General features: G+C 44.0%; 21 protein-coding genes and 1 pseudogene. 3 read left to right on the top strand and 19 right to left on the bottom strand.

Annotated features, from left to right (window positions below):
• Positions 1–257 precede the first annotated feature (257 nt).
• The 11 genes from ACIGBM_RS13195 to ACIGBM_RS13145 all read right to left on the bottom strand — a co-directional run bounded on the left by ACIGBM_RS13195 (position 258) and on the right by ACIGBM_RS13145 (position 11,234).
• Complete coding sequence (locus ACIGBM_RS13195) at positions 258–917, bottom strand: 3-oxoacid CoA-transferase subunit B (RefSeq protein WP_372886160.1); 660 nt, start codon at positions 915–917, stop codon at positions 258–260.
• A complete protein-coding gene (locus ACIGBM_RS13190) occupies positions 917–1,588 on the bottom strand; it encodes a 3-oxoacid CoA-transferase subunit A (RefSeq protein ID WP_397478059.1) in 672 nt (223 codons plus the stop codon). The genes ACIGBM_RS13195 and ACIGBM_RS13190 overlap by 1 nt, the downstream gene beginning before the upstream one ends.
• Before the next feature lie 58 nt (positions 1,589–1,646).
• Complete coding sequence (pobA, locus tag ACIGBM_RS13185; protein ID WP_397478058.1) at positions 1,647–2,837, bottom strand: 4-hydroxybenzoate 3-monooxygenase; 1,191 nt, start codon at positions 2,835–2,837, stop codon at positions 1,647–1,649.
• Between the two features lie 96 nt (positions 2,838–2,933).
• Entirely contained in the window at positions 2,934–3,557 is a 624-nt protein-coding gene (gene pcaG / locus ACIGBM_RS13180) for a protocatechuate 3,4-dioxygenase subunit alpha (protein WP_397478057.1), read from the bottom strand.
• A 3-nt stretch (positions 3,558–3,560) separates the two neighbouring features.
• On the bottom strand, positions 3,561–4,289 hold the full coding sequence (gene pcaH / locus ACIGBM_RS13175) for a protocatechuate 3,4-dioxygenase subunit beta (protein ID WP_397478056.1): 729 nt from the start codon (positions 4,287–4,289) through the stop codon (positions 3,561–3,563).
• A gap of 95 nt (positions 4,290–4,384) precedes the next feature.
• Positions 4,385–5,557, bottom strand: coding sequence for an alpha/beta fold hydrolase (locus tag ACIGBM_RS13170; protein ID WP_394123924.1), 1,173 nt, complete (start codon positions 5,555–5,557; stop codon positions 4,385–4,387).
• Complete coding sequence (gene pcaF / locus ACIGBM_RS13165; RefSeq protein WP_397478055.1) at positions 5,557–6,768, bottom strand: 3-oxoadipyl-CoA thiolase; 1,212 nt, start codon at positions 6,766–6,768, stop codon at positions 5,557–5,559. The genes ACIGBM_RS13170 and pcaF (ACIGBM_RS13165) overlap by 1 nt, the downstream gene beginning before the upstream one ends.
• Positions 6,769–6,983: 215 nt before the next feature.
• Complete coding sequence (locus ACIGBM_RS13160) at positions 6,984–7,763, bottom strand: class II aldolase/adducin family protein (RefSeq protein ID WP_298810624.1); 780 nt, start codon at positions 7,761–7,763, stop codon at positions 6,984–6,986.
• A gap of 14 nt (positions 7,764–7,777) precedes the next feature.
• Positions 7,778–8,695 carry a TauD/TfdA dioxygenase family protein gene (locus ACIGBM_RS13155; RefSeq protein ID WP_372863329.1) on the bottom strand — a complete coding sequence of 306 codons (918 nt, stop codon included), beginning with the start codon at positions 8,693–8,695 and terminating at the stop codon, positions 7,778–7,780.
• A 207-nt stretch (positions 8,696–8,902) separates the two neighbouring features.
• A complete protein-coding gene (locus ACIGBM_RS13150; RefSeq protein ID WP_397478054.1) occupies positions 8,903–9,961 on the bottom strand; it encodes a TRAP transporter substrate-binding protein in 1,059 nt (352 codons plus the stop codon).
• 475 nt (positions 9,962–10,436) lie between these two features.
• On the bottom strand, positions 10,437–11,234 hold the full coding sequence (locus tag ACIGBM_RS13145; RefSeq protein ID WP_227677028.1) for an IclR family transcriptional regulator C-terminal domain-containing protein: 798 nt from the start codon (positions 11,232–11,234) through the stop codon (positions 10,437–10,439).
• A gap of 24 nt (positions 11,235–11,258) precedes the next feature.
• On the opposite strand from ACIGBM_RS13145, the gene ACIGBM_RS13140 reads away from it, so the two are divergent.
• The 3 genes from ACIGBM_RS13140 to ACIGBM_RS13130 all read left to right on the top strand — a co-directional run bounded on the left by ACIGBM_RS13140 (position 11,259) and on the right by ACIGBM_RS13130 (position 15,079).
• A complete protein-coding gene (locus ACIGBM_RS13140) occupies positions 11,259–12,623 on the top strand; it encodes a lyase family protein (RefSeq protein ID WP_397478053.1) in 1,365 nt (454 codons plus the stop codon).
• 95 nt (positions 12,624–12,718) lie between these two features.
• On the top strand, positions 12,719–13,765 hold the full coding sequence (gene dctP, locus ACIGBM_RS13135) for a TRAP transporter substrate-binding protein DctP (protein WP_394124378.1): 1,047 nt from the start codon (positions 12,719–12,721) through the stop codon (positions 13,763–13,765).
• A gap of 168 nt (positions 13,766–13,933) precedes the next feature.
• Positions 13,934–15,079, top strand: coding sequence for an NAD(P)-dependent alcohol dehydrogenase (locus ACIGBM_RS13130; RefSeq protein ID WP_397478052.1), 1,146 nt, complete (start codon positions 13,934–13,936; stop codon positions 15,077–15,079).
• 519 nt (positions 15,080–15,598) lie between these two features.
• Here ACIGBM_RS13130 and ACIGBM_RS13125 read toward each other — a convergent pair.
• From ACIGBM_RS13125 to ACIGBM_RS13090, 8 genes and pseudogenes are all read right to left on the bottom strand, one after another.
• A pseudogene (locus ACIGBM_RS13125) lies at positions 15,599–15,838 on the bottom strand (hypothetical protein); the annotation flags it as partial.
• Between the two features lie 240 nt (positions 15,839–16,078).
• Positions 16,079–16,678 (bottom strand): gamma carbonic anhydrase family protein, encoded by a 600-nt coding sequence (locus ACIGBM_RS13120; RefSeq protein ID WP_397478064.1) that lies wholly within the window; start codon positions 16,676–16,678, stop codon positions 16,079–16,081.
• Positions 16,679–16,729: 51 nt separating this feature from the next.
• Positions 16,730–17,665 (bottom strand): PaaX family transcriptional regulator C-terminal domain-containing protein, encoded by a 936-nt coding sequence (locus ACIGBM_RS13115; protein WP_397478051.1) that lies wholly within the window; start codon positions 17,663–17,665, stop codon positions 16,730–16,732.
• Positions 17,666–17,732: 67 nt separating this feature from the next.
• A complete protein-coding gene (gene paaK / locus ACIGBM_RS13110) occupies positions 17,733–19,034 on the bottom strand; it encodes a phenylacetate--CoA ligase PaaK (protein ID WP_397478050.1) in 1,302 nt (433 codons plus the stop codon).
• 65 nt (positions 19,035–19,099) lie between these two features.
• Positions 19,100–20,305 carry a 3-oxoadipyl-CoA thiolase gene (gene pcaF / locus ACIGBM_RS13105; RefSeq protein WP_397478063.1) on the bottom strand — a complete coding sequence of 402 codons (1,206 nt, stop codon included), beginning with the start codon at positions 20,303–20,305 and terminating at the stop codon, positions 19,100–19,102.
• Between the two features lie 31 nt (positions 20,306–20,336).
• Entirely contained in the window at positions 20,337–21,863 is a 1,527-nt protein-coding gene (locus tag ACIGBM_RS13100; protein ID WP_372886187.1) for a 3-hydroxyacyl-CoA dehydrogenase, read from the bottom strand.
• 2 nt (positions 21,864–21,865) lie between these two features.
• Complete coding sequence (paaG, locus tag ACIGBM_RS13095) at positions 21,866–22,657, bottom strand: 2-(1,2-epoxy-1,2-dihydrophenyl)acetyl-CoA isomerase PaaG (protein WP_397478049.1); 792 nt, start codon at positions 22,655–22,657, stop codon at positions 21,866–21,868.
• A complete protein-coding gene (locus tag ACIGBM_RS13090) occupies positions 22,657–23,427 on the bottom strand; it encodes an enoyl-CoA hydratase-related protein (protein ID WP_298810656.1) in 771 nt (256 codons plus the stop codon). Before ACIGBM_RS13090 ends, paaG begins: the two co-directional genes overlap by 1 nt.
• Positions 23,428–23,476: the final 49 nt, after the last annotated feature.

Genomic DNA, 23,476 nt, shown 5'->3' with positions numbered 1-23,476 from the left:
GTCGAGCATGGTGGTTAGGACGATGATGATGAGACTGATCCCACCGATAAACTGGCATAATCTAGAGATTAAGACACTGAGCTTGACTAAAAATGTCATAGAGCACCTGCCTTGTTATTAAAGGCTGATGCAATATCGTTAGTATCATCATTTATAATGGGCCGAACAGTCTGAATGACTGCTAGAGATAATATTTTTTTCATCATGAAATCCCTTCTTGATGGTTAAGCGCTGTACTGATAATAGCGTGTTACGGGTTATTCTTTAGATAATGGCTGCCGCAATGTGGCGCCTGTTTTTAATTGCAATTCATCAAAGGTCAACCCCTCAACCATGTCACGCACCACCAACCCTTGCTCAGTAATATCAATCACCGCTAGATCTGTATAAATTCGATTAACGCATTTTTCGCCAGTAATAGGCAGGTTTAGGCTTTCAACAATTTTGGGTTCGCCATTTTTGCTAACGTGATCCATAATGACGTAAACTTTTTTGGCCCCAACGGCCAAATCCATCGCTCCGCCAACGGCTGGAATGTCTTTTGGACGACCTAAAAACCAGTTGGCAATATCACCATTTTTAGCCACTTCAAATGCACCCAGAACACATAGATCGATGTGTCCACCACGAATCATGGCAAAGGAATCACCATGGTGAAAGTAACTACCGCCTTTGAGTAGCGTGATATATTGTTTGCCAGCATTGATCAGGTCACCATCTCTATCGGCTTCTTCAGGGGCTGGCCCCATACCCAAAACACCATTTTCACTATGCAAAAAAATGTCTTTATCTTTCGGTAGGAAATCAGCGACTTTGGTAGGCTGTCCGATACCCAAATTGACATACATGCCTTCTTCGATGTCTTGAGCAACGCGCTTGGCAATCTCATCAACTGAACGCGGAGTATAATTACTCATTACTGATCTCCTTCAATACAAACAACTTCATGCACAAAGATACCTGGTGTAATGATGTGTTCAGGATCCAACGCGCCCAATTCAACGACTTCACTCACTTGAGCGATAGTATGTTTCGATGCTGCCGCCATAATTGGACCAAAGTTACGAGCAGCTTTACGATAGGTTAGGTTGCCCCAACGATCGCCTTTAAAAGCTTTGATAAGGGCAAAATCTGCTTTAATTGGATATTCCAATACGTAGTTTACGCCATCGATAGTCCGTGTCTCCTTGCCTTCAGCCAGCAACGTACCATAAGCGGTCGGTGTATAGATCGCGCCAAGACCGCTACCGCCAGCTTGCATACGAGCAGCCAACGTGCCTTGTGGTACCACTTCGAGCTCAATCTTGCCTGAACGATAAAGATCATCAAAGATATACGAGTCATGCTGACGCGGAAACGAACAAATGATTTTGCGTACACAGCCTGACTTTAGTAATAGCGCCAATCCTGTCTCGCCATTGCCTGCATTATTACTCACGATTGTTAAATCTTTAGCATTACGCTCAATCAATGCGTCGATCAGCTCTGCTGGCTGACCTGCCAAGCCAAACCCACCTATCAAGATGGTTGCCCCATCATTGATATGGTTCATGGCATCGATGGCAGATTCTGTCACTTTATTTAACATGGAATCATCCTATATAAAAAGTTGAGTAGCTAGGTCTAAATAATTGAAACTCAACTATTTACTCTAATGCTTCAAATGGTAAGCCCACATAGTTTTCAGCAATCGTTGCTTTTCCAGCATCTGAATGAATAAAATAATCAAATTCAGCTTGCTGTACCCGAAAATCGAAACGACCCGCACTCTGAAAACGATGTAATAACATAGTCATCCACCATGAGAAACGTACGGCTTTCCAAGCGCGTGCCAAGCAGATTTCTTGATAGCGAGGAATCAAGTCTGTACGTTCTTCCTCATATATTTTCACAAACAAACGAAACGCTGTTTCTACATCACTAGCTGCTAGGTTTAATCCTTTAGCGCCAGTCGGCGGAACAATATGTGCCGCATCTCCCAATAAGAATACTTTGCCATATTGCATGGTTTCACAAACATAAGAGCGTAGCGGTGCAATGCTCATCTCTATAGCAGGCCCAGTCACTAGTCGTTCAGCCATTTCTGGTGGAATACGGCGTTTTAACTCCGCCCAAAACTTTTCTTCATTCCAGTTTTCGATCTTGTCTGTATCAGGCACTTGGATGTAATAGCGGCTTCTCGTTGGCGAACGCATCGAGCACAGTGCAAAGCCACGCTCATGAGCACAGTAGACCAGCTCTTCATTGACTGGTGGCGTGTCACTCATCAATCCCAACCAACCAAACGGATAGACTTTCTCATACTCCTCTAACTTATTAGACGGAATAGACTTACGCGAGACACCATGGAAACCATCACATCCAGCTATATAGTCACAGCCTAGATGGAACGACTCACCGTTATGCTGATAAGTGACGTAAGGTTTGTCTGATTCAATATCGTGTAGCTCAACGTTCTCTGCCTGATAGACAGTGACACCGCCTACTTTTTCGCGCGCTTCCATCAAATCTCGAGTGACTTCTGTTTGACCGTATACCACGACATGTTTGCCGCCACTATATCTTTCTAGGTCTATATGATAGTGCTCACCTTGAAAACTAAAGTCAGTACCAGTGTGAACCAATCCTTCTTTATCCATTCGCTCACCAGCGCCCGACTCGCGAATCAGATTTACAGTGCCCTGCTCCAAAACGCCTGCACGGATACGTCCTAGGACATACTCTCCTGTTTGACGCTCTAAAATGATGTTGTCGATACCCGCTTTGGTCAGTAGTTGACCGAGCAATAAGCCTGATGGGCCAGCACCAATGATGGCCACCTGAGTTTTATAATTCATGAAATCCCTCTCATTACTTGATAAATTCCTATTTGCAATACATTTCTATCAACCGCTTCTTTACGAAAGCCATTAGCTATCCGTAAAAGTATTCACTTAAAAATCAAAAAAGACAGTCTCTCCATCACCTTGTAAGTAGATGTCAAATCGGTAGCGAGGTTTGCCATCGCCTTGTTCTTTTTTGGCTATCAATGTTTTTCGACGTTCTGCTGAAGGCACACTGTTCAATATTGGACACTGCTCATTGGCTTCTTGCTCATCATCGAAATAGGCTCTGGTTTGCAGATGTAAATTAATACCACGTGCAAAAATGGCGATATTGACGTGTGGCGCCATAGGCTTACCATAAAAATCTACTTGTCCAGGTTTGACGGTATGGAAATGAAAATCCCCATCTAAAGCACAAGCACTGCGTCCAAATCCGCTAAACGGTTCTTTGTTATCAAAATTACTAATATAATTACCGTGGCTGTCTGCTTGCCATATCTCGATCAATGCATCATGTACCGCTTCGCCATTACCGTCGTATACATGACCGACCAATTCTATGTGCTCACCTTCAGCACCCTCTTTGGCCAAGTCTTGCCATATCTCGTCAGATCGTGACTCAAAACCAGCAATTTCTAACGCCAAACCGATATGTACAAAAGGACCTGACGTTTGGGAGGCCGTCTCACGCAACAGACCACTGTCGTCTTGTAATTTGTATTGTCTGTACATGATTTACTCCTCAAAATAGGTTTGTAATGCGCCGCGTACCACGATATCAAAACGATAGGCCAAACAGTCCATTGGCTTGCTTCTAGTCATATCCAAGCGTGCAATCATCGTTTCAACAGCCTCTGGATCTTTTAGCACTTTTACAATTGGGCACAGTGGAATAAGTGGATCCCCTTCAAAATACATTTGGGTAATCAGACGTGTAGAGATTGAAGGACCCATGACAGATACATGAATGTGCGCAGGTCGCCAAGTGTTGACCCCGTTCGGCCAAGGATAAGGCCCTGGACGCACTGTACGAAAACGATAGCGACCTTCAGCATCAGTGATACATCGCCCAACACCGCCAAAGTTAGGATCTAGTGGCGCCAGATAGCCATCTTTTTTGTGACGGTATTTACCACCAGCATTTGCTTGCCACATCTCAACCAACGTATTGGGCACAGGCTTACCGAACTGATCGATTACCTGACCATGCATGATGATACGTTCGCCAATAGGCAGACCTGCTTGCTCACCTTCTGCTCGAAAATTCATCAATAAGTCATTGTCATACTGACCGATTTCTAAACCATCAAATACAGGACCACTACGCTCTGAATCGCTCGCTCTTTGGAGACTGACCAACGCTTGACGCGGTGAACGTGCCACCGAGGTTTTGTAACCCGGCGTGTAGGGTTCTGGCTGCCAAGTGCGATCACGTGATAGAAAAGAGGGATACTTATGGCTCATTACATTGCTCTCCGTTTTTATAAAGCAAACTTTATCAATATCGGGTGCTAACTAGCTGCTGTGCTAATTAACTACTGTGCTGACTCATTGCTGCCTTAACTGATGGGATTACCCCATCCATTATCTTTGGCTAAAGAAAACGCATGATTGGCCGCTGGTACGCCAGCATAAATCGATACATGCATCAGCACCTGACGTAACTGATCTTCATGAATACCTAGACGATGCGCGGTACGTAAATGCAAGCCCAGCTCACCATCACGTCCAAGGGCAGCCAATATGGCAGTGGTAATCATGCTTCGTTGTTGCACAGTTAGGCTAGGATCTCCCCATAACTCTCCCCAAGCATTGCGTGTGATAAATTGCTGAAAAGGTCCATCTAACGTTGTGGCATTTTTGGAGGCTTTGGTAACATGGTCTTCACCAAGGATTCGCTTACGTTGTGTAAGACCTTGCTCATAACCAATACCCGTCTGTCCAATAGAATCACGCATAGGGTTGTTTTGTATGTATTTGGCTAACTGTTTAGGCATTTCAACCGCTGGCACGTGTGCTAACCCGTCAAATACGGTTAGCTCAGCATCAGCAAAAGCTTCTTGCAGTGCGGCGAGTGTCGCAGGCGGTGTAGAGACATCTTCTGCACCTGCTAGCAAGGCAACCTTGCCCGTATAACTTGATAAGTGTTCACGATTATCAACGTGTGCAATGGCCTCACAAAGCTTGGCATAGCTCTCATCATCGTTGCGCGATAACTGTACTTGCCAGCCAAGCAGTGCATCAGGGTTTTGTTTAATATATGCAGGTGCAAACCAGCGCGGGACAATCCCTTCAGCCATTTGAGCCAAGCCCAAACTGCGAACGTTGGTAGCGCGTTCAGCCCACGCCTCAGCTGTCCCAATCACAGCACCTGTATTGGTGAGCCAAACCTGCTCTAAAGATTCTGGCGAAATTTGGCATAGGCTTTGTCCGATCATGCCGCCAATAGAAGTACCAATGAAACTAAAGCTTTCAATATCTAAAGCGCTTGCTAAGCTGAGTACATCGTAAGCCAACTGCTCTATCGTCAAATCTGCACAGGCAGCGCCACTGCTGCCATGGCCCGGCAAGTCCCAACGTATGCAGCGATAATGACCATGCAGCTCATCACATACTTTGTCCCATACGTTACGGCTCATGCCTAATGGATGCGCCATAAACAATGCTGGCAAGTAGGTTTCACCACTATCTTGGTAAGCAATGAGGTGTGTGTCTGTTGTCAAAAATACCATTATTGTTCTCCTGCTCTTGAAACCACTAAAGCAATACCTTGTCCAACACCAATACACATCGTACAAAGTGCACGATCTTTTTTGGTACGTTGTAACTCATGAATGGCTGAAATCAAAATCCGTGCACCAGAAGCGCCAAGTGGATGACCTAAAGCAATGGAGCCACCTTTAGGGTTCAGTCTTGGATCTCGATCTTCTAATCCTAGTTCCCTAGAACATGCCAGTGCTTGGGCAGAAAAGGCTTCGTTAAGCTCGATGATATCAATATCGTCTAAACTAAGATTAAGACGCTTTAATAGTTTTTGAGTGGCTGGTACCGGACCAATACCCATAATAGTTGGTGGCACACCAGCGGTTGCCATTCCTTCGATTTTTGCCATGGGTGTTAGACCATATTTTTTTACGGCCGCTTCACTAGCGATTAACATCGCAGCAGCACCATCATTGATTCCAGAGGCATTACCAGCAGTAATCGTCCCTCCTTCGTAGATAGGACGCAACTTTTCTAGAGTAGTCATATTGGTATTCGGACGTGGATGCTCGTCTTTATCGACGATTAACGCTTCTTTCTTGCGTCTCTCAATCGTGATAGGAGTGATTTCAGCCGCTAAACGTCCATCATTTTGTGCTTGAGCCGCCTTTTGTTGTGACCATACTGCAAAAGAATCTTGGTCTTCACGAGAGATATTATATTTTTCCACTAAATTTTCTGCGGTACGCGGCATCGCCTCTGTACCATATATAGTGTCCAGTTTCTTATTAATAAAACGCCAACCCATGGTCGTGTCTTGCAGCGTTTGACGACGATCATAAGCACCTTCAGGTTTACCCATCACAAATGGGGCGCGGGTCATTGATTCAACACCGCCAGCGAGTGCCAGTTCCATCTCACCACTGACTATCGCCCGAAAGGCCGTTCCTACTGCGTCTAGGCCTGAGCCACATAGTCGATTAATGGTTGTTGCCGGTACCTTTTCTGATAACCCTGATAACAAACCACTCATACGCGCAACGTTACGATTGTCTTCACCGCTTTGATTGGCACACCCCATAAAACTGTCTTCTATCGCACTATGATCAAAGTCAGGTGCATCATCAAGCACTGACTTTATTACTTGTGCTAATAGATCATCAGGACGAATATCAGCCAATGCACCGCCATACCGACCTACTGCTGATCTTTTTGGATGACAAATATAGACTGCTGTCATATCTTGCTCCTAGATATTTAGAGATACGCTGTTTTGTTCTTAATTAGAATTATTGTTCGTATAGTGAATTAAAATATACGTTTTATTGGCTTTTGTCAACAAGATTTGCTTTTTTTCCAAAATAAAAAACCCACGCTAATTCGTGGGTTTTCATTGCTAAAAATCATACTAATCTATGTAAGCAAACTGACAAAACATCAGGAAGAACAAGTAGTTTATCTTATCCAGTTAGGATCAATCCGATTCATCAACCGATAGTATGCTGGCCATTCAGGTAGCCTAACTTGGGCACCAGCTTGCGCCTCACCGCCCTCGAACTGCTCTCTGGTTTTAATCATTGCTTCATCACTGGCTTGAAGTAATTTACCACCAGAAGCCATTGCTTTTAGCTGAACCTCACAGCCTTGTATAATTTGGTACATTCGCATGAATGCCCATGACACATCAGGGCCAGTGGTAATAACACCGTGGTTGTTAAGCATGAGCGTGTGATTGTCAGTACCAATTGACTCAACAAGTCGCTCTTGTTCTGTTGCATCCAATACAATGCCTTCAAAAGGATGATAACCAATACGGTCATGGAACATATACGCTTCCTGGAATAAAGGTATAAAACCACACTCCAAAGCACTAACTGCCTGTAAATCTGTATTGTGAGTGTGCATCACACAATGAATATCAGGGCGACCTTTATGGATGGCAGTATGAATGACGTTGCCCGCTTTATTGATCGGAAACGGTGAGTCATCAAGTTTATTACCATCAAAATCTATTTTTACCAGATTTGAGGGGGTGATTTCGCTATATAAAAGCCCGAATGCATTAATCAGCAAATGATCTGTACCCGGAATTCGATATGAGATATGGTTATAAACTTGTGTGGTCCAGCCATAGTAGTCAACCATTCTATAGCATAATGCCAGCTCAATTCTCGCCTGCCACTCATGATCACTATAGCCAGGCGGCGTTACTATTGATTCAAAAATATCTTTCATTAAGCCATCCTTTTCTATTCTGGTTTTTCGCCCATGACGACTGCCCGATACATCTCTCTTCTGTAACCATCATAGTCATTAAACGCCTGATGCAAGCAGATTCGGTTATCCCACATGATAACCGTATTGTTATACCACTTAAGTCTGCAAACAAAAGACTCTTGGGTCACAAAACCTGCTAAGAAATCCAGTAGAGGACGTGACTCTTCTTCTGTCATACCTTCGATACCGCAGGCATAGGTTTTGTCTACATACAGTGATTTTTCGCCCGATACAGGATGTGTTCTAACCAGCGGATGATAAGATCCTTCAATCATTTTTTGTGTATCGACATCAAGCTCTAAACTGCCTAATTCACCAGATTTTCTTTGCTGTGATTGTTTTTCAGCTTGCATAGAGCTCACAACGTGTTTAGCACTCATCCACACTTTAAGAGGGGCTATCATCTCTTTCATTGCTGGACTTAAGCTATTGTATGCGAGTACAGAGTTTGCAAATAAGGTATCACCGCCATATGGAGGCATATCTTTACCATAGTTGATCGCGATTGCAGGCGGGCAGTCTAAAAAAGCGGAATCTGTGTGCCAGCCACTGCCAAACACCATTTTTGTTTCAACATTTGCTTCTTTGATGACCGGCTGGATGTTCTTATGCCCCTCTACACCTTTGGTATAAGCATCTGTTCCAAAATCACCAAATCTGAGCGTTATATTTTCATGATCCGTAAAAGAGATATCTTGCTCCCTAAAGAAGATAAGCTTATGCCTATACAAGGCCGCTTCGATCTCAGCAAAAGCGTCGTCGCTCACATTACTGAGATCTACGCCTTGTATTTCTGCTCCCATAGCTGCCGCTAAAGGAATAGCGGTAATATGCTTATAGTCTTTTGCGCCATTGTCAAACAGTCCGGTTGGATGTGTAATACTCTTCATAATTTTAATCCTTTAAAATTTTTTGTTGATTTTTATCAACTGTCGAATAGGAGATCAAAAAATACTTTTTTAGAGATAATCCCTTGTCAATCTTGAAAGTCACGCTTAGGCTCACCGCTTACAGCTAGTAAAAGGCTACATATTGGACAATCATTATGATTATCTACAATAATTTTGACTGTATACATGAGAACTACCTGACATTGTTTAAGCTTTACAGCCTGCACTGACCGTTTTTACCTTTTCGTAGATACCATCAGCATCTAAACCTAATGTTTTAACATCACTCAGATATTTCTGAGTGCCTTGCAACAAAGGCCCTTTCCAATCAGGATTATTGAGCGGATCAGGAATGTCAACCATGATATGTCCAGCAGCACGCGCTTCTGCCATATATTTAGCATCTTCTCTATCTGTTACTTCGCCTACCAAATCAGACATCACTCTTCCTGAATTGTCATCTAGGACTTTTTTAAGGTCATCAGGTAAATTCTCATATTTATTTTTGTTCATGGTCACGAGCAATGCTGAATTATAAAAAGGTATGTTGGTGTGTGCTTTAGTTAACTCGACCAGTCTAAAGTCACCCGTTGGCTGCCAAGGAAAGCTGAGGCCATCAATCACGCCACGCTGTAATGAGGTGTAGATATCATTAGCTGGAAGACCCACTGGTGTGCCGCCAGTGGCTTCAATGATATCGCCTGCAATGGCTGATGGTCGACGAATACGCAAGCCCTTCATATCAGAAGGAACACGGATGGGTTCACCAACCGTATGAATTGCAGCCGGTCCTGCGCCCATGAGAAATAACAAATGCGTATCTTCATATTCATTGGCGATAGTGCCATCGTCATAAAGTGTTTGTAGAATGCAGCCCATTTGGGTGGCAGAATTTGAAAGGCCGGGAAGCTCAGCAATCTGTGTGAGTGGAAAACGACCAGCACTGTAGCCGTGTGCCTGAGAGCCAATATCAATGACGCCTTTAGCAGCAGAATCATACATCACGTCTGGCTTGCTCAGCGTTGCTGATGGATAAATCTCAACCTTTAACTGGCCATTAGATTCCGTCTCAATTTTTTTTGCCCATGGCTCAAAGACTTCAACATGCATCGCAGAGGTTGCAGGCCAAAAGTGTGAGAATCTTAAAACGGTGGTTTCAGTTTCAGAGCTTTGCTCATTTGATTGACTAGAACACCCTACCATGCCTAATGCCAAGGCTATCAGTACGGACATGCTCTTCATTTTGACATTGTCTTTGATTTTCATTTGTATACTTTCCTTGTATATAAACAATACATGAGTCAGCTTGAAGGCGGTCAATGCCAACTGCTCTACCATCCTTGGCGCTGCAGTAATATATTATGAATCTATTAAAGGTAACCTGTCCTTTTAAAGTAAAAAGGCAGATGGCAGCAAATAATTATCTCAATTTTCTTGATAAATATGATATTATTTGTTCTTTATTAGAATTAATGTTCATATTATGAACTTCAATATACTGTCCTTTTACCATGCTGTCAATAATTTATCTTTTAGAAAATACAATTGTTTTGAGTGAGGAAACAGTCATTTTAATCCTAACTCTTGGCTGCTTAGGTTTACTAAAAGACAAAAAAAAGGTTTCCAATGCAATTTTATATAAAGCATTGGAAACCTTTTCATGATGCCCATTCAATCGTGATTTCTATCTACTCACAATGTCGTATAAACTCAGACAGGTGGCAACATTTAGCTCGGCTGACTAGATATAATACGTTTGGATTTTTTCAGCGCAATCACGCAATATGGGCAAAAACTCTTTAATAAGCGTCTCTTTTGACACGCGCATGGCATTGGTACTGATATTGATAGCACCGATGAGTTCATCATTTGATTTATAAACAGGCAGTGCAAGGGATCGCAGCCCAGTATCAAGCTCTTGATCGACAACCACGTATTGCTCGTCATGAGCGGCACTTAACATGTTTTTGAATTGTTCACGATCAATGATACTAAAGGGTGTATACGCGTTTAGCTCGATTTTGTCGACATAATCTTCACGCTCATCTTCGGGCAGGTTAGCCAAGATAGCACGGCCCATAGAGGTGTAAGCGACAGGAAGCCGAGTACCGATAGAGAGCGAAATAGATAGCAGGCGATGCTTTGCAGCAGACCGTGCGATATAAACCACTTCATCATCATCTAGTACGGCAAAGGAACAAGATTCACCCGTTTTTTCGGTCACACGTTCGAGATAGAACTGCACGATGTCGTGATGATGCGCACTACTTAGATAGCTCGAGCCAATACTGAGCGTTTTGGGAGAGAGTTTGAATTGGCGCTTATCCTTATGAACATAGCCTAACGCATGCAGCGTCAGCAGATAGCGCCGCGCTTTTGCTCTGTCCATATTGGTACATTCGGCAACTTCACTCAGCGTCATCGTCGAATGGTTGTCATCAAACGCTCGCAGAACACTTAGTCCACCTGCGAGAGACGTCACGAAATCTGGACTATCAAAGGGTATTTTCTTATCTTGTTTCATAGATATATTATTCATACTTATCAAAGTTAGGGATTCTAAATGAAAATCAATCGATTAATCAATCAGCCTTTTGTACATTCTGATGTTGCCAATTCGTTTTCTGATCGGGCTTTCGTTCAAGCCATGTTAGATTTTGAGTTAACCGTGCTAGAAGTTCGAGAAAAAAATCAGCTTATCCCAAAAAACATCTTTCAACAATCCTGGCAAGCGTTAGCCTTAGAATTGTTTGATATTGACGCCATTGGAAAACAAACATATTTGGGCGGTAACGCTGCTATTCCTTTTGTGACACAAGCAAAGTCTTTACTTCCAGCCAATATAAAACCGTTCTTTCATCAAACACTGACCAGTCAGGACGTGATTGATACCGCGCTGATGATGATGCTCAAACCGTCATTTAGACACATCCATCAAGATTTGATTGAAGTATTAAAAGCTTGTGAGGTACTGATTCAAACACATCGTGCAACACCCATGGCAGGCCGAACGCTAATGCAACAGGCGCTACCTATCACCTTTGGTACCAAAGTATCCCAATGGGCAGCTTCATTGATAACCATCATATCTAAGGTAGCACAATTAGAGCAGTCAGGGTTTTACTTACAGTGGGGCGGTCCTGTTGGTGTAAGTAATGAAGAAAACGAACATCATAATCTGCCGCAACAGGTAGCAGAGTCACTGGGTTTATCCGCTCCTCTACTCCCTTGGCACACCAATAGACAACCTATTTATGCCATTGCTTCTACATTAGATGCCTGTGCTGGGGCACTAGAAAATATCGTCGAAGACATTGCTTTGATGTCTCAATCTGAGCTGGGTGAAGTTGCTGAACCGTCTATTGAGGGAATGGGCGGCTCCTCATCGATGCCGCACAAGCGCAACCCTGTACTATGCGCTTTGATTAAAACCGCCACATTGCGAATGCATGGACATATGAGTGTGATTAGCAATAGCACAGCCCAGCCTTTTGAGCGCGCATTAGGACAGTGGCATGCTAGCTGGGTTCCTTTGACTGAGGGCACAGCTTTGATGGCAGGTGCTGTATCGTATTTGAAGACACTATTGCAAGGACTGCAAGTCTACCCTGAGCGTATGGCGGCCAACCTTGATTTAAATAGCGATGCCTATTTAATCAAAGGCCTAGAAAAACATTTTGAGGCAGACAAAGACAAAATCTATCCGTTGATTAATCAAGCGAGCCAACAAGCCCACAATCAGCATCAAGGGTTTACAACTACCTTTTTGGCTTTGCTATCAGAGCAATCTATAGGTTTGAGCAATCATGATGAGCTTAAAACAGTTTTATCGCCTTTGACCTACTGCGGTGCAGCGCAAAGACAATGTCAAACCATATTACAAGCTATTGAAGATATCACTTCAGGAATTGGGTTCTACAAGCAATAAAGCAGATTGACAGAAAAGTAAAAACAAGGTATTTTTAATTCACTATACGAACAAGAGTTCTTATTTAGAACAAAACATCGAAAAAGGATTTTATGATGCGAAAGATACTGCCCCTCAGTTTGACGCTAGCCGCTATGATTGGATTGACTGGCTGCTCGCAGTCGAACGAAGCCGCAACGGCGAGTACTGAAGAAGTCACCACGTTACGTTTTTCACATTTTTGGCCAGCAACGGCAGCCACTCATTCGGAAATCTTTGAGCCTTGGGCCAAAAAAGTCGAAGAGGAATCTGAAGGCCGTATTAAAGTTGAAATATATCCTTCAGCAACGCTGAGCAAACCTGATGCTACTTACGATGCAACTGCCAAAGGCACCGTCGATATAGGCTCTCAGCTACAAGGCTATACCAATGGCCGCTTTCCATTAACCCAAGTAGCAGAGTTACCAGGCCTTTCTAACTCAGCGATTCAGATGAACTGTATGCTACAGACTCTATATGATGATGGGGTGATATCGAGTGAATACGAAGACACTCATTTGTTATTTATGATGGGTACTGGTCCTGGCGGGATGCATACTATTGATAAAGCCATCCGCACACCAGATGACCTAAAAGGGTTGCGTATGCGTCGCCCATCAGCGATTGCTGGAGATATTATTGAATCTGCAGGCGGTACACCAGTAGGTCTACCTGCCACTGATATCTATACGTCTCTTCAACGTGGTGTTTTGGATGGCTTGAGCTTACCGTGGGATGCGACAGGCTCTTTTAGACTGATTGAGCTGACCAATACTCATACTAATATTCCTTTTTATAGCTCTGCCATCATGGTCACCATGAATAAAGATAAATACGAGAGCCTTCCTGACGATCTCAAAAAGGTCATTGATGATAACTCTGGCAAAGCCATGGCTGCGATGGCAGGCAAAGTCTTTGATGCAGAGGACGCAAAATTCATGGCAGAAGCCAAAGCAAAAGGCGACACTATGATAGACATTCCTGATCCATTAAATGACCCACAATGGAAAGGCCCATTAGAAGCGGGTACTAAAAAATACCTAAACGATGTCGCAGCATTAGGTCTAGACCCTCAAGCTGTCTATGAAAAAGCCAAAGAAGCTAGTGCGGCTTGTAAGGTTTAGTGACCTGTAGTTATTTTTTTGTGTTTAGCATCCCATATCTAGCGCCAGATGTTTAACGCTTTGTATGAGTAATCTAACTAGAATCACCCTATTAGGGTCTCTGAATATTATTCAAAATAGTTAAATATAAGGTACTCTCATCTTAATCGGCATACAAAAGGAATGATCATGACATATCAGTTACCTGACTCTTATATGGCAGCAGTAATTCGCCAGCAAGCAGGACAGTTCCAAATTGAGCAAGTTAAACCCACTTCTATCAGAGACGATGAGGTGCTGGTACGCGTAGTGGCAACAGGTATGTGTCATACTGATATGGTCGCACGTGATCAAGTTTTTCCAGTTCCGCATCCAATAGTTCTAGGTCATGAAGGTTCTGGCGTCATTGAATATGTCGGTGACGCAGTCACAAATATCGAGCCAGGCGATCATGTGGTCATGACCTTTTTAAATTGCAATAAATGCACAGCTTGCTACGAAGGTCATCCTGCTTATTGTGAAAACTTCAATCAGTATAACTTTTCTGGTCAAAGGAATGATGGATCGCACGCCTTGATCGCAGACGATGATACTGAGCTAAATGATCGTTTTTTTGGACAGTCATCATTTGGTGAGTATGCCGTGGCAAATGCTCGTAATGTTATTAAAGTGCGTAAAGATGCACCACTGGAACTACTTGGTCCGTTAGGCTGCGGCATACAAACTGGTGCTGGTACTGTGATGAACGCGCTCAAAGTGACTCCTGGTTCTAGCTTTGTGGCCTGGGGCGGTGGTGCTGTAGGTCTATCAGCCATTATGGCAGCCGCGGCCATAGGCGCAACAACCATCATTTCAATCGATATTGTCCCCTCACGCTTGGAGTTGGCGCTTAAATTGGGAGCAACCCATATCATTAATAGTCAAGAAGAAGACACCATCGATCGTATTCAAGAAATTACAGGTGGCGGCGCACAGTTTGCAATGGATTCTACTGGTATTGGTAAACTTGTATCAGACATGATGGTGTCTTTATGTCCGCGGGGTATTGGTGCAATTGTTGGAGCATCTAAACCAGGTACCACAGCGGCACTAGATTTGACAGATATAATGCAAAACTGTAAAAAACTTATTGGTGTGGTTGAAGGTGACAGTGTTCCCAGTATTTTAATACCAGTTCTAGTAGATCTCTATATGGCGGGCAAATTTCCATTTGATCAGTTAGTAACATTTTATGAGCTCAAAGACATTAATCAGGCAGCAGAAGATAGTGAGAAAGGCATCACTCTTAAGCCTATCGTTAGAATGGAGTCAGATGATATTTTTACTACAAGTTGATGAAACAGATTAGATAGTCTTTTTTTATGATTTAAACGCTTTTACTCCATAACAATATTGTTCATTCCAGAACACTTGAATTAAACTTGGGATAGATGAGCCAATAACTAGTTCTTAGTGAGCTGGTTCAGTTATTCATGTTGGTGAAGTATATTTATTTTATATAGGACAAGGTACGGTAAAACGTGCTATTTAAGCTTGGAAAGCTATAGCTGCACCTAACACGGTCTATTCATCATCGGCTTGCTCAGACAGTTGATTAAAAACCTACCCCTACACTAAATATTTGTATTTTTTATCTGTTTCTCAGCGACAGCAATGTACGAGCCAGAACATAACTGCTTAGGTGATGATGACCTCACTATCGAGGGACTGAAAATCTGATTATAATGAACGTATAAACTTATCTTTAGATATTAAAAATACAAAAGAAAGGTTGTCAACGCTATACCAAATATAGCTTCGGTAACCTTTTTTAATTTGGTTCTTTACTTAGGTGATATTGTTAATATTGGGGTTTGAACCCACGCCGCCTTCTGCGCCAATGACCAGTACTGATAAAGTATTTGTATTTGCATCAGCACTATTGTCACTTGCAGCGCCCTCAACGTTTTCAGAAACAAGTACCTGCAAGTGGTTGAACAGCATCTCCCAAGCAGTGATAATAGCGAGTAGTAATGCAGCCGCCTCAACAAATGATAAAGAAGCTAGCGTGTGCCCAACGATACGCTCATCGACCAACTGGTACTCAGCATTGCTGCGAAATTAGTTCGAACACAGAGCCGCTATCTGTTGCTAAAACAAATTCTTTCAGGTAACGATAGCAGTACTTTTATCGTAGCCAATATATCGATATTACATGAGCTATTTGAGAGACTGAAATATTCAAAGCCCTTAAAGATAGGCTGCATATGACATATAGACCTCTCAGACCTTTAATATTTTTAGGTGAGGTTGTTAATATTGGGGTTTGTTCGCAAGCTATGATGGCCTTTGTTATTAAAGTTCTGATTTGATATGATGTTGGGCATTAAATTGCTTATGTGTTAACCGCTCGTCTGCATCCATGGTTAAAGGCTCAACTTCCTTTAAAGAGTGCAAACAACGTTTGGTAAGATCTATATATTGCTGAGTACCATGAGCTTTCCAAGCCAACTCCTTTTCTTTAAGTTCTCTTATCACTTTTGTAGGGCTGCCTAATGCCATGACATTTGGCGGAATGATCATCTTCGCTTTGACGGTACTATTAGCACCAATAATGCTATTTTCACCTACTTCTGCTAAGTCTAAAATGACACTATTCATTCCGACTAGTGCATTCTTTCTCACAATACAGCCGTGCAGAATGGCTGCATGTCCAATATGTCCATACTCTTCAACCACTACTACATGGTTGGGAAAGCCATGTATAATGCAATTATCTTGGATATTGGCGTTTTTTTTAACACGAATACCACCGAAATCAGCACGTAATGAAGCGAATGGACCAATATATACACCTGCTTCAATCACAACATCGCCAATGATCACGGCAGTTGGATGAACATAAGCATCTGGGCTAATAACCGGTATTACACCGTCAATGGCATAGCAAGGCATCATCGTTTCCTTATCAAAAAATATCAATCAAAGTTTAAAGTCATCATTCGCTTAAGTTCCTTCAGCATACTTTAACCCGCCAAAGCGTTTATAAAACTGGAGCCTTGCTGGCGGCATGGTTCCCTCAGCAGTGCGAGCAATGTTAAGAAAAAATTCTTCTGACGAACTAATAATCATTTGGTACACATTACTGGTCAAATTACGCGCGGTCAGTGCCAGCCAATCCGATGGCAATAGTTCTAGAGGTAAATTCGGATCTTTTAATAAGATACGTCGGTACTGGTGAATCAGTAGAATACGAATTTGAAACGCTTGTAGTTGATTAAACTCACCATCTTCGATGAGGCTCAAAACATTACGAAAGTCGTTAATAAATTTATCATAGCGTTGATGCAGCTGCTCGATGGGCCAGTTCACCTCAATCATACGCTTGAGTGTTGGGTATGACTCTTGCCACAATTGCAAGGCTTCGGCACGAAACACTACAACTTGTTCGGTCATATTGAGATTAAATAGTAAGTTTTGCAGCTGCAGTTCATCACAGCTCGGATAGGCCATGAGATTGGTGGTAATATTGGCAAACCCTAACCACTCCAATTCTTTTTTGAGGAGGGTTTTGTTTCCAAGATCAACCGAGCTTAATAACACCAAATCCCATTTTTGATCCCATTCACCCTGATTTAAACCATAAATTTTTTCATGGGCGGCAGCAAAGCGTTCACGGCTGACTTCGGTAATGCGGTAGTAACTGGTACGCCCGATTTTTTCGGAGCTTAACCAATCATTTTGCACTAAGCGAAACACCGCAGTACGCACGGAGCGTTCGTTAAAACCTAACACATCCATGAGTTGAATTAGACTGGCTAAACTAATAACCCCTCCTCGTTGAAAGATACAATCACCAAAGATTGACATAATTAACGAGGTGCCACTTAATACGTCTTCACTGGTAAGCTCATCAATACATTGTTTTAATTTAGCATTCATATCATTTATTCGTCGTCTAAAAGGCACGCGATAATATCCAAGGGACTATCGTGCGGGGTTAATTACATTAGGCAGGTACAGCGGCATTGCGTAGGTCAACAACACGTTGAGCTTTACCTTCAGAACGAGGTAATATACCTTGTGGTGAGACTTCTACATGAACGCTGATACCCACCATGGTTTTTATTTTTTGTTTAAGTTTATTGGCCAACTGCATCACTTCGATACCACTGGCATCACTACGTGACTCAACATGGATACATAGGGTGTCTAAGTGACCGTGCTTGAGGATATGGATCTGATAGTTTGGCAGTAATTTTGGTACTTGTAAAATCTGTTCTTCGATCTGCGAGGGAAATACATTAACGCCACGAATGATCAGCATATCATCACTACGGCCAACAATCTTTTCCATACGACGCATCGTTCGTACAGAGCCTGGTAATAAGCGGGTCAAATCTCGGGTACGGTAGCGAATGATAGGCATACCCTCCTTAGTAATGGTGGTAAACACTAATTCGCCCAGCTCGCCGTCTGGTAGTACTTCCCCGGTCTCAGGATTGATGATTTCTGGGTAAAAATGGTCTTCCCAAATGGTTGCGCCGTCTTTAGATTCTAAGCATTCCATGGCGACACCTGGGCCCATGACTTCTGACAAGCCGTATATATCTAGCGCATCAATACCTAAACGCGTTTCGATTTCTTGGCGCATGGCGTTAGTCCACGGTTCAGCCCCAAAAATACCGGTTTTGACAGAACAGTCTTTGGCTGTACCAAATTTTTTCTCTAGTGCTTCAATAATGTTCAAGCAATAAGAAGGGGTAACCATTAATGCGGTTGGTTTAAAGTCATGGATTAGCTGGGCTTGGCGATCAGTTTGGCCACCTGACATTGGGATAACCGTTGCACCTAATCGTTCAACACCATAGTGCGCTCCCAAACCACCAGTGAATAGGCCATAACCGTATGATACTTGGATGGTATCTTTGCTAGTGAGGCCAGCCGCACGCAGTGAGCGTGCTACAACATCCGACCAAGTCACGATATCTTGCTTGGTATAACCGACAACGGTAGGTTGGCCAGTAGTACCTGATGATGCATGAACACGGACGATCTGTTCACGTGGGACGCTAAACATACCGAACGGGTAATTGTCGCGCAAATCTGATTTGGTGGTGAATGGGAATTTGGCTAAATCTTCTAATGATTGACAGTCTTCGGGGTGGACACCGACTTGGTCAAATTTCTTCTTATAAACAGGGTTGTTTTCGTATGCGTGTTTGAGTGTTTCTTTCAAACGTTTCAACTGTACGCTACGCAATTCGTCTACTGATGCGGTTTCGATGTGTTCCATAACGTTATGATTCATGTAAAACTCCTTTTCGTAGTCATCCTGACTACATTTCCAATTAAAAAGCTCTGTTAAAGCCGTGATTAGACGTTTTCTATCACCATTGCCACACCTTGACCCACACCCACACACATGGTGCATAACGCATACTTACCGTTACGACGTTTTAATTCTTTCATTGCGGTGATGACCAAACGTGTACCACTCATTCCTAGAGGATGACCTAGCGCAATGGCTCCACCATTTGGATTGATACGTACGTCATTATCGGTAAGACCCAGTTCGCGAATTACGGCAAGGGATTGCGCGGCGAATGCTTCGTTGAGCTCGATAACATCCATCTGGCTTAATGTTAGTCCGGTTTGCTCAAGCACTTTTAGTACTGCAGGCACAGGGCCAATACCCATATAGCGTGGCTCGACACCAGCACTCGCCATACCAACAATACGCGCTTGCGGCGTTAGATTGTGTGCTTGACCAAAGCGTTCGCTACCCATTAGCACACAAGCAGCACCGTCATTGATGCCTGATGCGTTACCCGCAGTCACTGAACCGCCCTCCTTGCGAAATGGGGTTTTGAGACTCGCAAGGGCTTCTAAGCTAGCATCTGCACGTGGGTGTTCGTCTTGGTCAACAATCATGCTGCCTTTTTTCGTTTTGACTTCAACTGGTAATATCTCTTCGGTAAAGAGACGCGCCTGTTGGGCAGCCGCAGTTTTTTGTTGGCTGCGTAGCGCGAATAGATCTTGGTCTTCGCGGCTGATCTGATATTTTTCAGCCACGTTTTCGGCAGTTTCTGGCATGCTATCAACACCATACGCTGCTTTCATTAGTGGGTTAATAAAACGCCAACCGATGGAGGTGTCAAAAATTTCTGGTGCGCGGTGAAAGGCACTGGTCGGTTTTGATTGGACATAAGGTGCGCGGCTCATGCTCTCGACACCACCAGCCAATACAAACTCGGCCTCACCCGCTTTTACCAAACGTGAGGCGATGCCAATCGAGTCCATACCAGAGGCACAGAGACGGTTAACGGTGATAGCAGGCACCTTATCAGGCAAGCCTGCAAGTAAAGTTGCCATACGCGCTACATTACGGTTGTCTTCGCCAGCTTGGTTAGCACAGCCAATGACTACCTCATCGACCTTATCCCATGGCAAGTTTGGGTTTTGAGCTTTTAGGTGTTGAATAGGCAAAGCTGCCAAATCGTCCGTACGAACACTACTTAAGCCACCGGCATAGCGCCCGATTGGGGTGCGAATGGCGTCATAAATATATACTTGTTGCATCATAGTTTCCCCTTACAATAAATTAATAAGCTTAAGCGCTCGCCGTGTGACAGGTGATGGCTTTTTTTACCAAATACAGGCTGGCACGATAACGTTCTTCACCATAAATACGTTGTAAGTTATTAAGCGTGTTAAGCACGGTATCGTAGCCGAGCATTTGTGCCCATTCAAACGGGCCTTGGGGGTAATTCACGCCGTACTTCATGGCCGCGTCGATGTCTGCTTCAGAGGCGATGTTATGTAACACTGCTTCACAGCCTTCATTAATGAGCATAGCAATGGTACGTAAAACATATAGACCAGGATGGTCGGCAGACCAAATAACATGCACGTCAAAGCTGGCAAAGGTTTGTCTCACCAGCTCACGTTCATCATCATTACAGGCCATAGAGGCAGCCAATACAATAGCGCGGGCTTGTGACCAGTCCGCATGCCAGTCCATCAGCATGACTTTAGCATCACCATGATCAATCACCACGGATTCACCCAGTGATAAACGAATGCTGACATCACCAATTTCGATACTGTTCTGGTCTGCATCTTCAAGAGTCACTGTGAGGCTATCAGCAGCTTGTAAGCGTTCAACCAAACCTTTGGCATAAAGCCAATCACCACGTATAATAATGGTAGGCAGCGCGGCATCGGTTGCTTCAACGGCGGGTAACGCATAGGCAGGGATTGCTGGCGTTTGGCTATAGTCATAGAATCCTTGGCCAGATTTACGGCCAAAGCACCCGGCATCGACCAATTCTTTTTGTACCAACGATGGGCGGTAACGTGGCTCATAGAAGAAAGCCTGGTAGACGCTTTGCGTCACCGAGAAGTTGATATCTTGGCCAATTAAGTCTGTTAGCTCGCATGGCCCCATGGCAAAACGACCTGATTCACGCATGATAAAGTCAAGCTGCGCAGGTGTGGTCGCGTTTTCTTGCAGTGCGCGAAAACCTTCGGCGTAGTATGGACGCGCCACACGGTTGACGATAAAGCCTGGGGTAGACTTGGCGATTACTGGTACCTTTTTCCAAGCACTCATCAAGTTAAACAAGCCATCCGTAATCTCAGTCGCTGTTCGTAAACCGCGAACAATCTCAACAAGCTTCATCACTGGGGCTGGATTAAAGAAGTGTAAGCCCACCACACGCTCAGGGTTTAGTACTGCTGAGGCAATCGCTGTAATCGATATTGACGACGTGTTTGATGCAAAAATCGTATCATTAGCACAAATATCAGCCAATTGGACAAAGAGCTGCTGTTTAATGTCTTGACGCTCAACAATCGCCTCAACGACCAACTGCACCGCTGCCATCTCATTAATATCTGTAATAATAGATAAATTCTCTAGGGTGCTATCAAGTAGCACTTGAGACATTTTGCCTTTTTGGACACGTTTGGCAAGTTGGCTTTCCAGACTCGCTAAGGCGGCTTGACTTTTGGCAACATCTAGGTCAAAGAGATAGGTCGTGTGACCGTGCATGGCGGCCAACTGGGCAATGCCAATCCCCATCGTGCCTGCCCCAATAACAGCAATGGTTGCGTTTGATAAATCCCTCGTTTCCATGATTAACGTCCTTGATAAATTGGGGTGCGTTTTTGCATAAAAGCTTGGACACCTTCTTTATAGTCAGCTGAGCGGCCAGCAAGTCGCTGCAAGTCCCGCTCTAAGATTAGCTGGTCTTCTAGGCTATTGTCCGCGGATACATTGATGGCTTTTTTAATGAGGCTGAGGCCATAGGTCGGTTGGCTGGCCAAGTGTTCGGCCAATTTACTGGCTTCGCTACGTAGCGCGTCATCTTCGACCACTTGCCAAATCATGCCCCATGCCATCGCTTGTTCAGCAGATAGCTTATCGCCTAACATGGCTAAGCCCATCGCGCGGGCGCGGCCGACAACGCGTGGTAGGAACCATGTACCGCCTGAATCAGGTACAAGCCCAAGATGACAAAACGCTTGGATAAATGAGGCTGATTTGGCCGCCAATACCAAGTCACACGCTAAAGCGATGTTCGCGCCGGCACCGGCAGCCACGCCATTCACCGCACAGATCACAGGCTTTGGCATATCAGTAATCAGCTTAATCAGTGGATTGTAGTAAGTCTCGATGGATAGGCCCAAATCTGGCGCATCAGCATTCGGGGCAACTGCGCGATCGCCTAAATCTTGACCTGCACAAAAACCGCGACCTTCAGCAGAAAGCACTACAGCGCGAATGGTGCTGTCTTTTAACCATGCTTTTAGCACGCTGACCACTTCTTTGTGCATGGTTTCATTAAAGCTATTAAGCTGTTTTGGGCGGTTTAAGGTAAGATAGCCGACGGCATTTTTTTCTTCGACGAGAATCGTTTGATAGTCCATTACATACCTCTAAAAATTGGTTGACGTTTTTCTAAAAATGCACGTATGCCTTCTTGGCGATCTTGGGTGGCGGCAAGCCAAACAAATAGCTGACGTTCTTGCTTAAGGCCTTGGCTTAAGTTCACTTCGTGGATGGTTTTGAGCGACTGTTTGATGGCGTGAATGGCCAAAGGGGCTTGTTTGGCGATTTTGGCCGCCAGATCAATGGTGTATTGTACGGTCAACTCGGTTGGGCAGATTTGGGTGGTAATCCCATGTTGTTGTGCGCTTAATGCACTAATCCTCTCACCTGTCATCGCCCAGCGCATGGCAAGCTGCTGACCCACTAGGCGGGCGAGGCGCTGGGTGCCCCCTGCCCCTGGTAGCATGCCCAAGCCAATTTCAGGCAGCGCAAATTGGGCGTTTTCACCCGTGACCACGATGTCACCATGTAATACCAGCTCAAAACCGGCACCGAGTGCATAGCCATTGACTGCGATTAATAGCGGCTTGCTAAATTCATCGATTCGCTTCCATAAGGTTGGGCGAATATCAGTTTGTAAGCTAACGGTATCGAGTTGAATAAGTTCGTTAAGATCTGCACCCGCAGCGAAGCATTGGGTGTTGCCAGTAATGACGACCGCTTTTATATCGGTATCAGCGTCATAGGCTTGAAGCCGTTCGACAATTTCTTGCAAAGTGGCGTTATTTAGGGCGTTGCGTTTTTCTGGGCGATTTAGCTCAATCAGTGCAACGCCTTCTTTTGGACTGGAGGTTTTAATGTAATTCATCCCTGAATCCTAATAAAAACAATGAAATAAGGAGTTTTTGCCAAACCCT

The organism is Psychrobacter sp. NPDC077938 (assembly GCF_044542635.1).
In the GTDB taxonomy this organism is placed as follows: domain Bacteria; phylum Pseudomonadota; class Gammaproteobacteria; order Pseudomonadales; family Moraxellaceae; genus Psychrobacter.
This window is presented reverse-complemented; position numbering and strand designations above follow the sequence as displayed.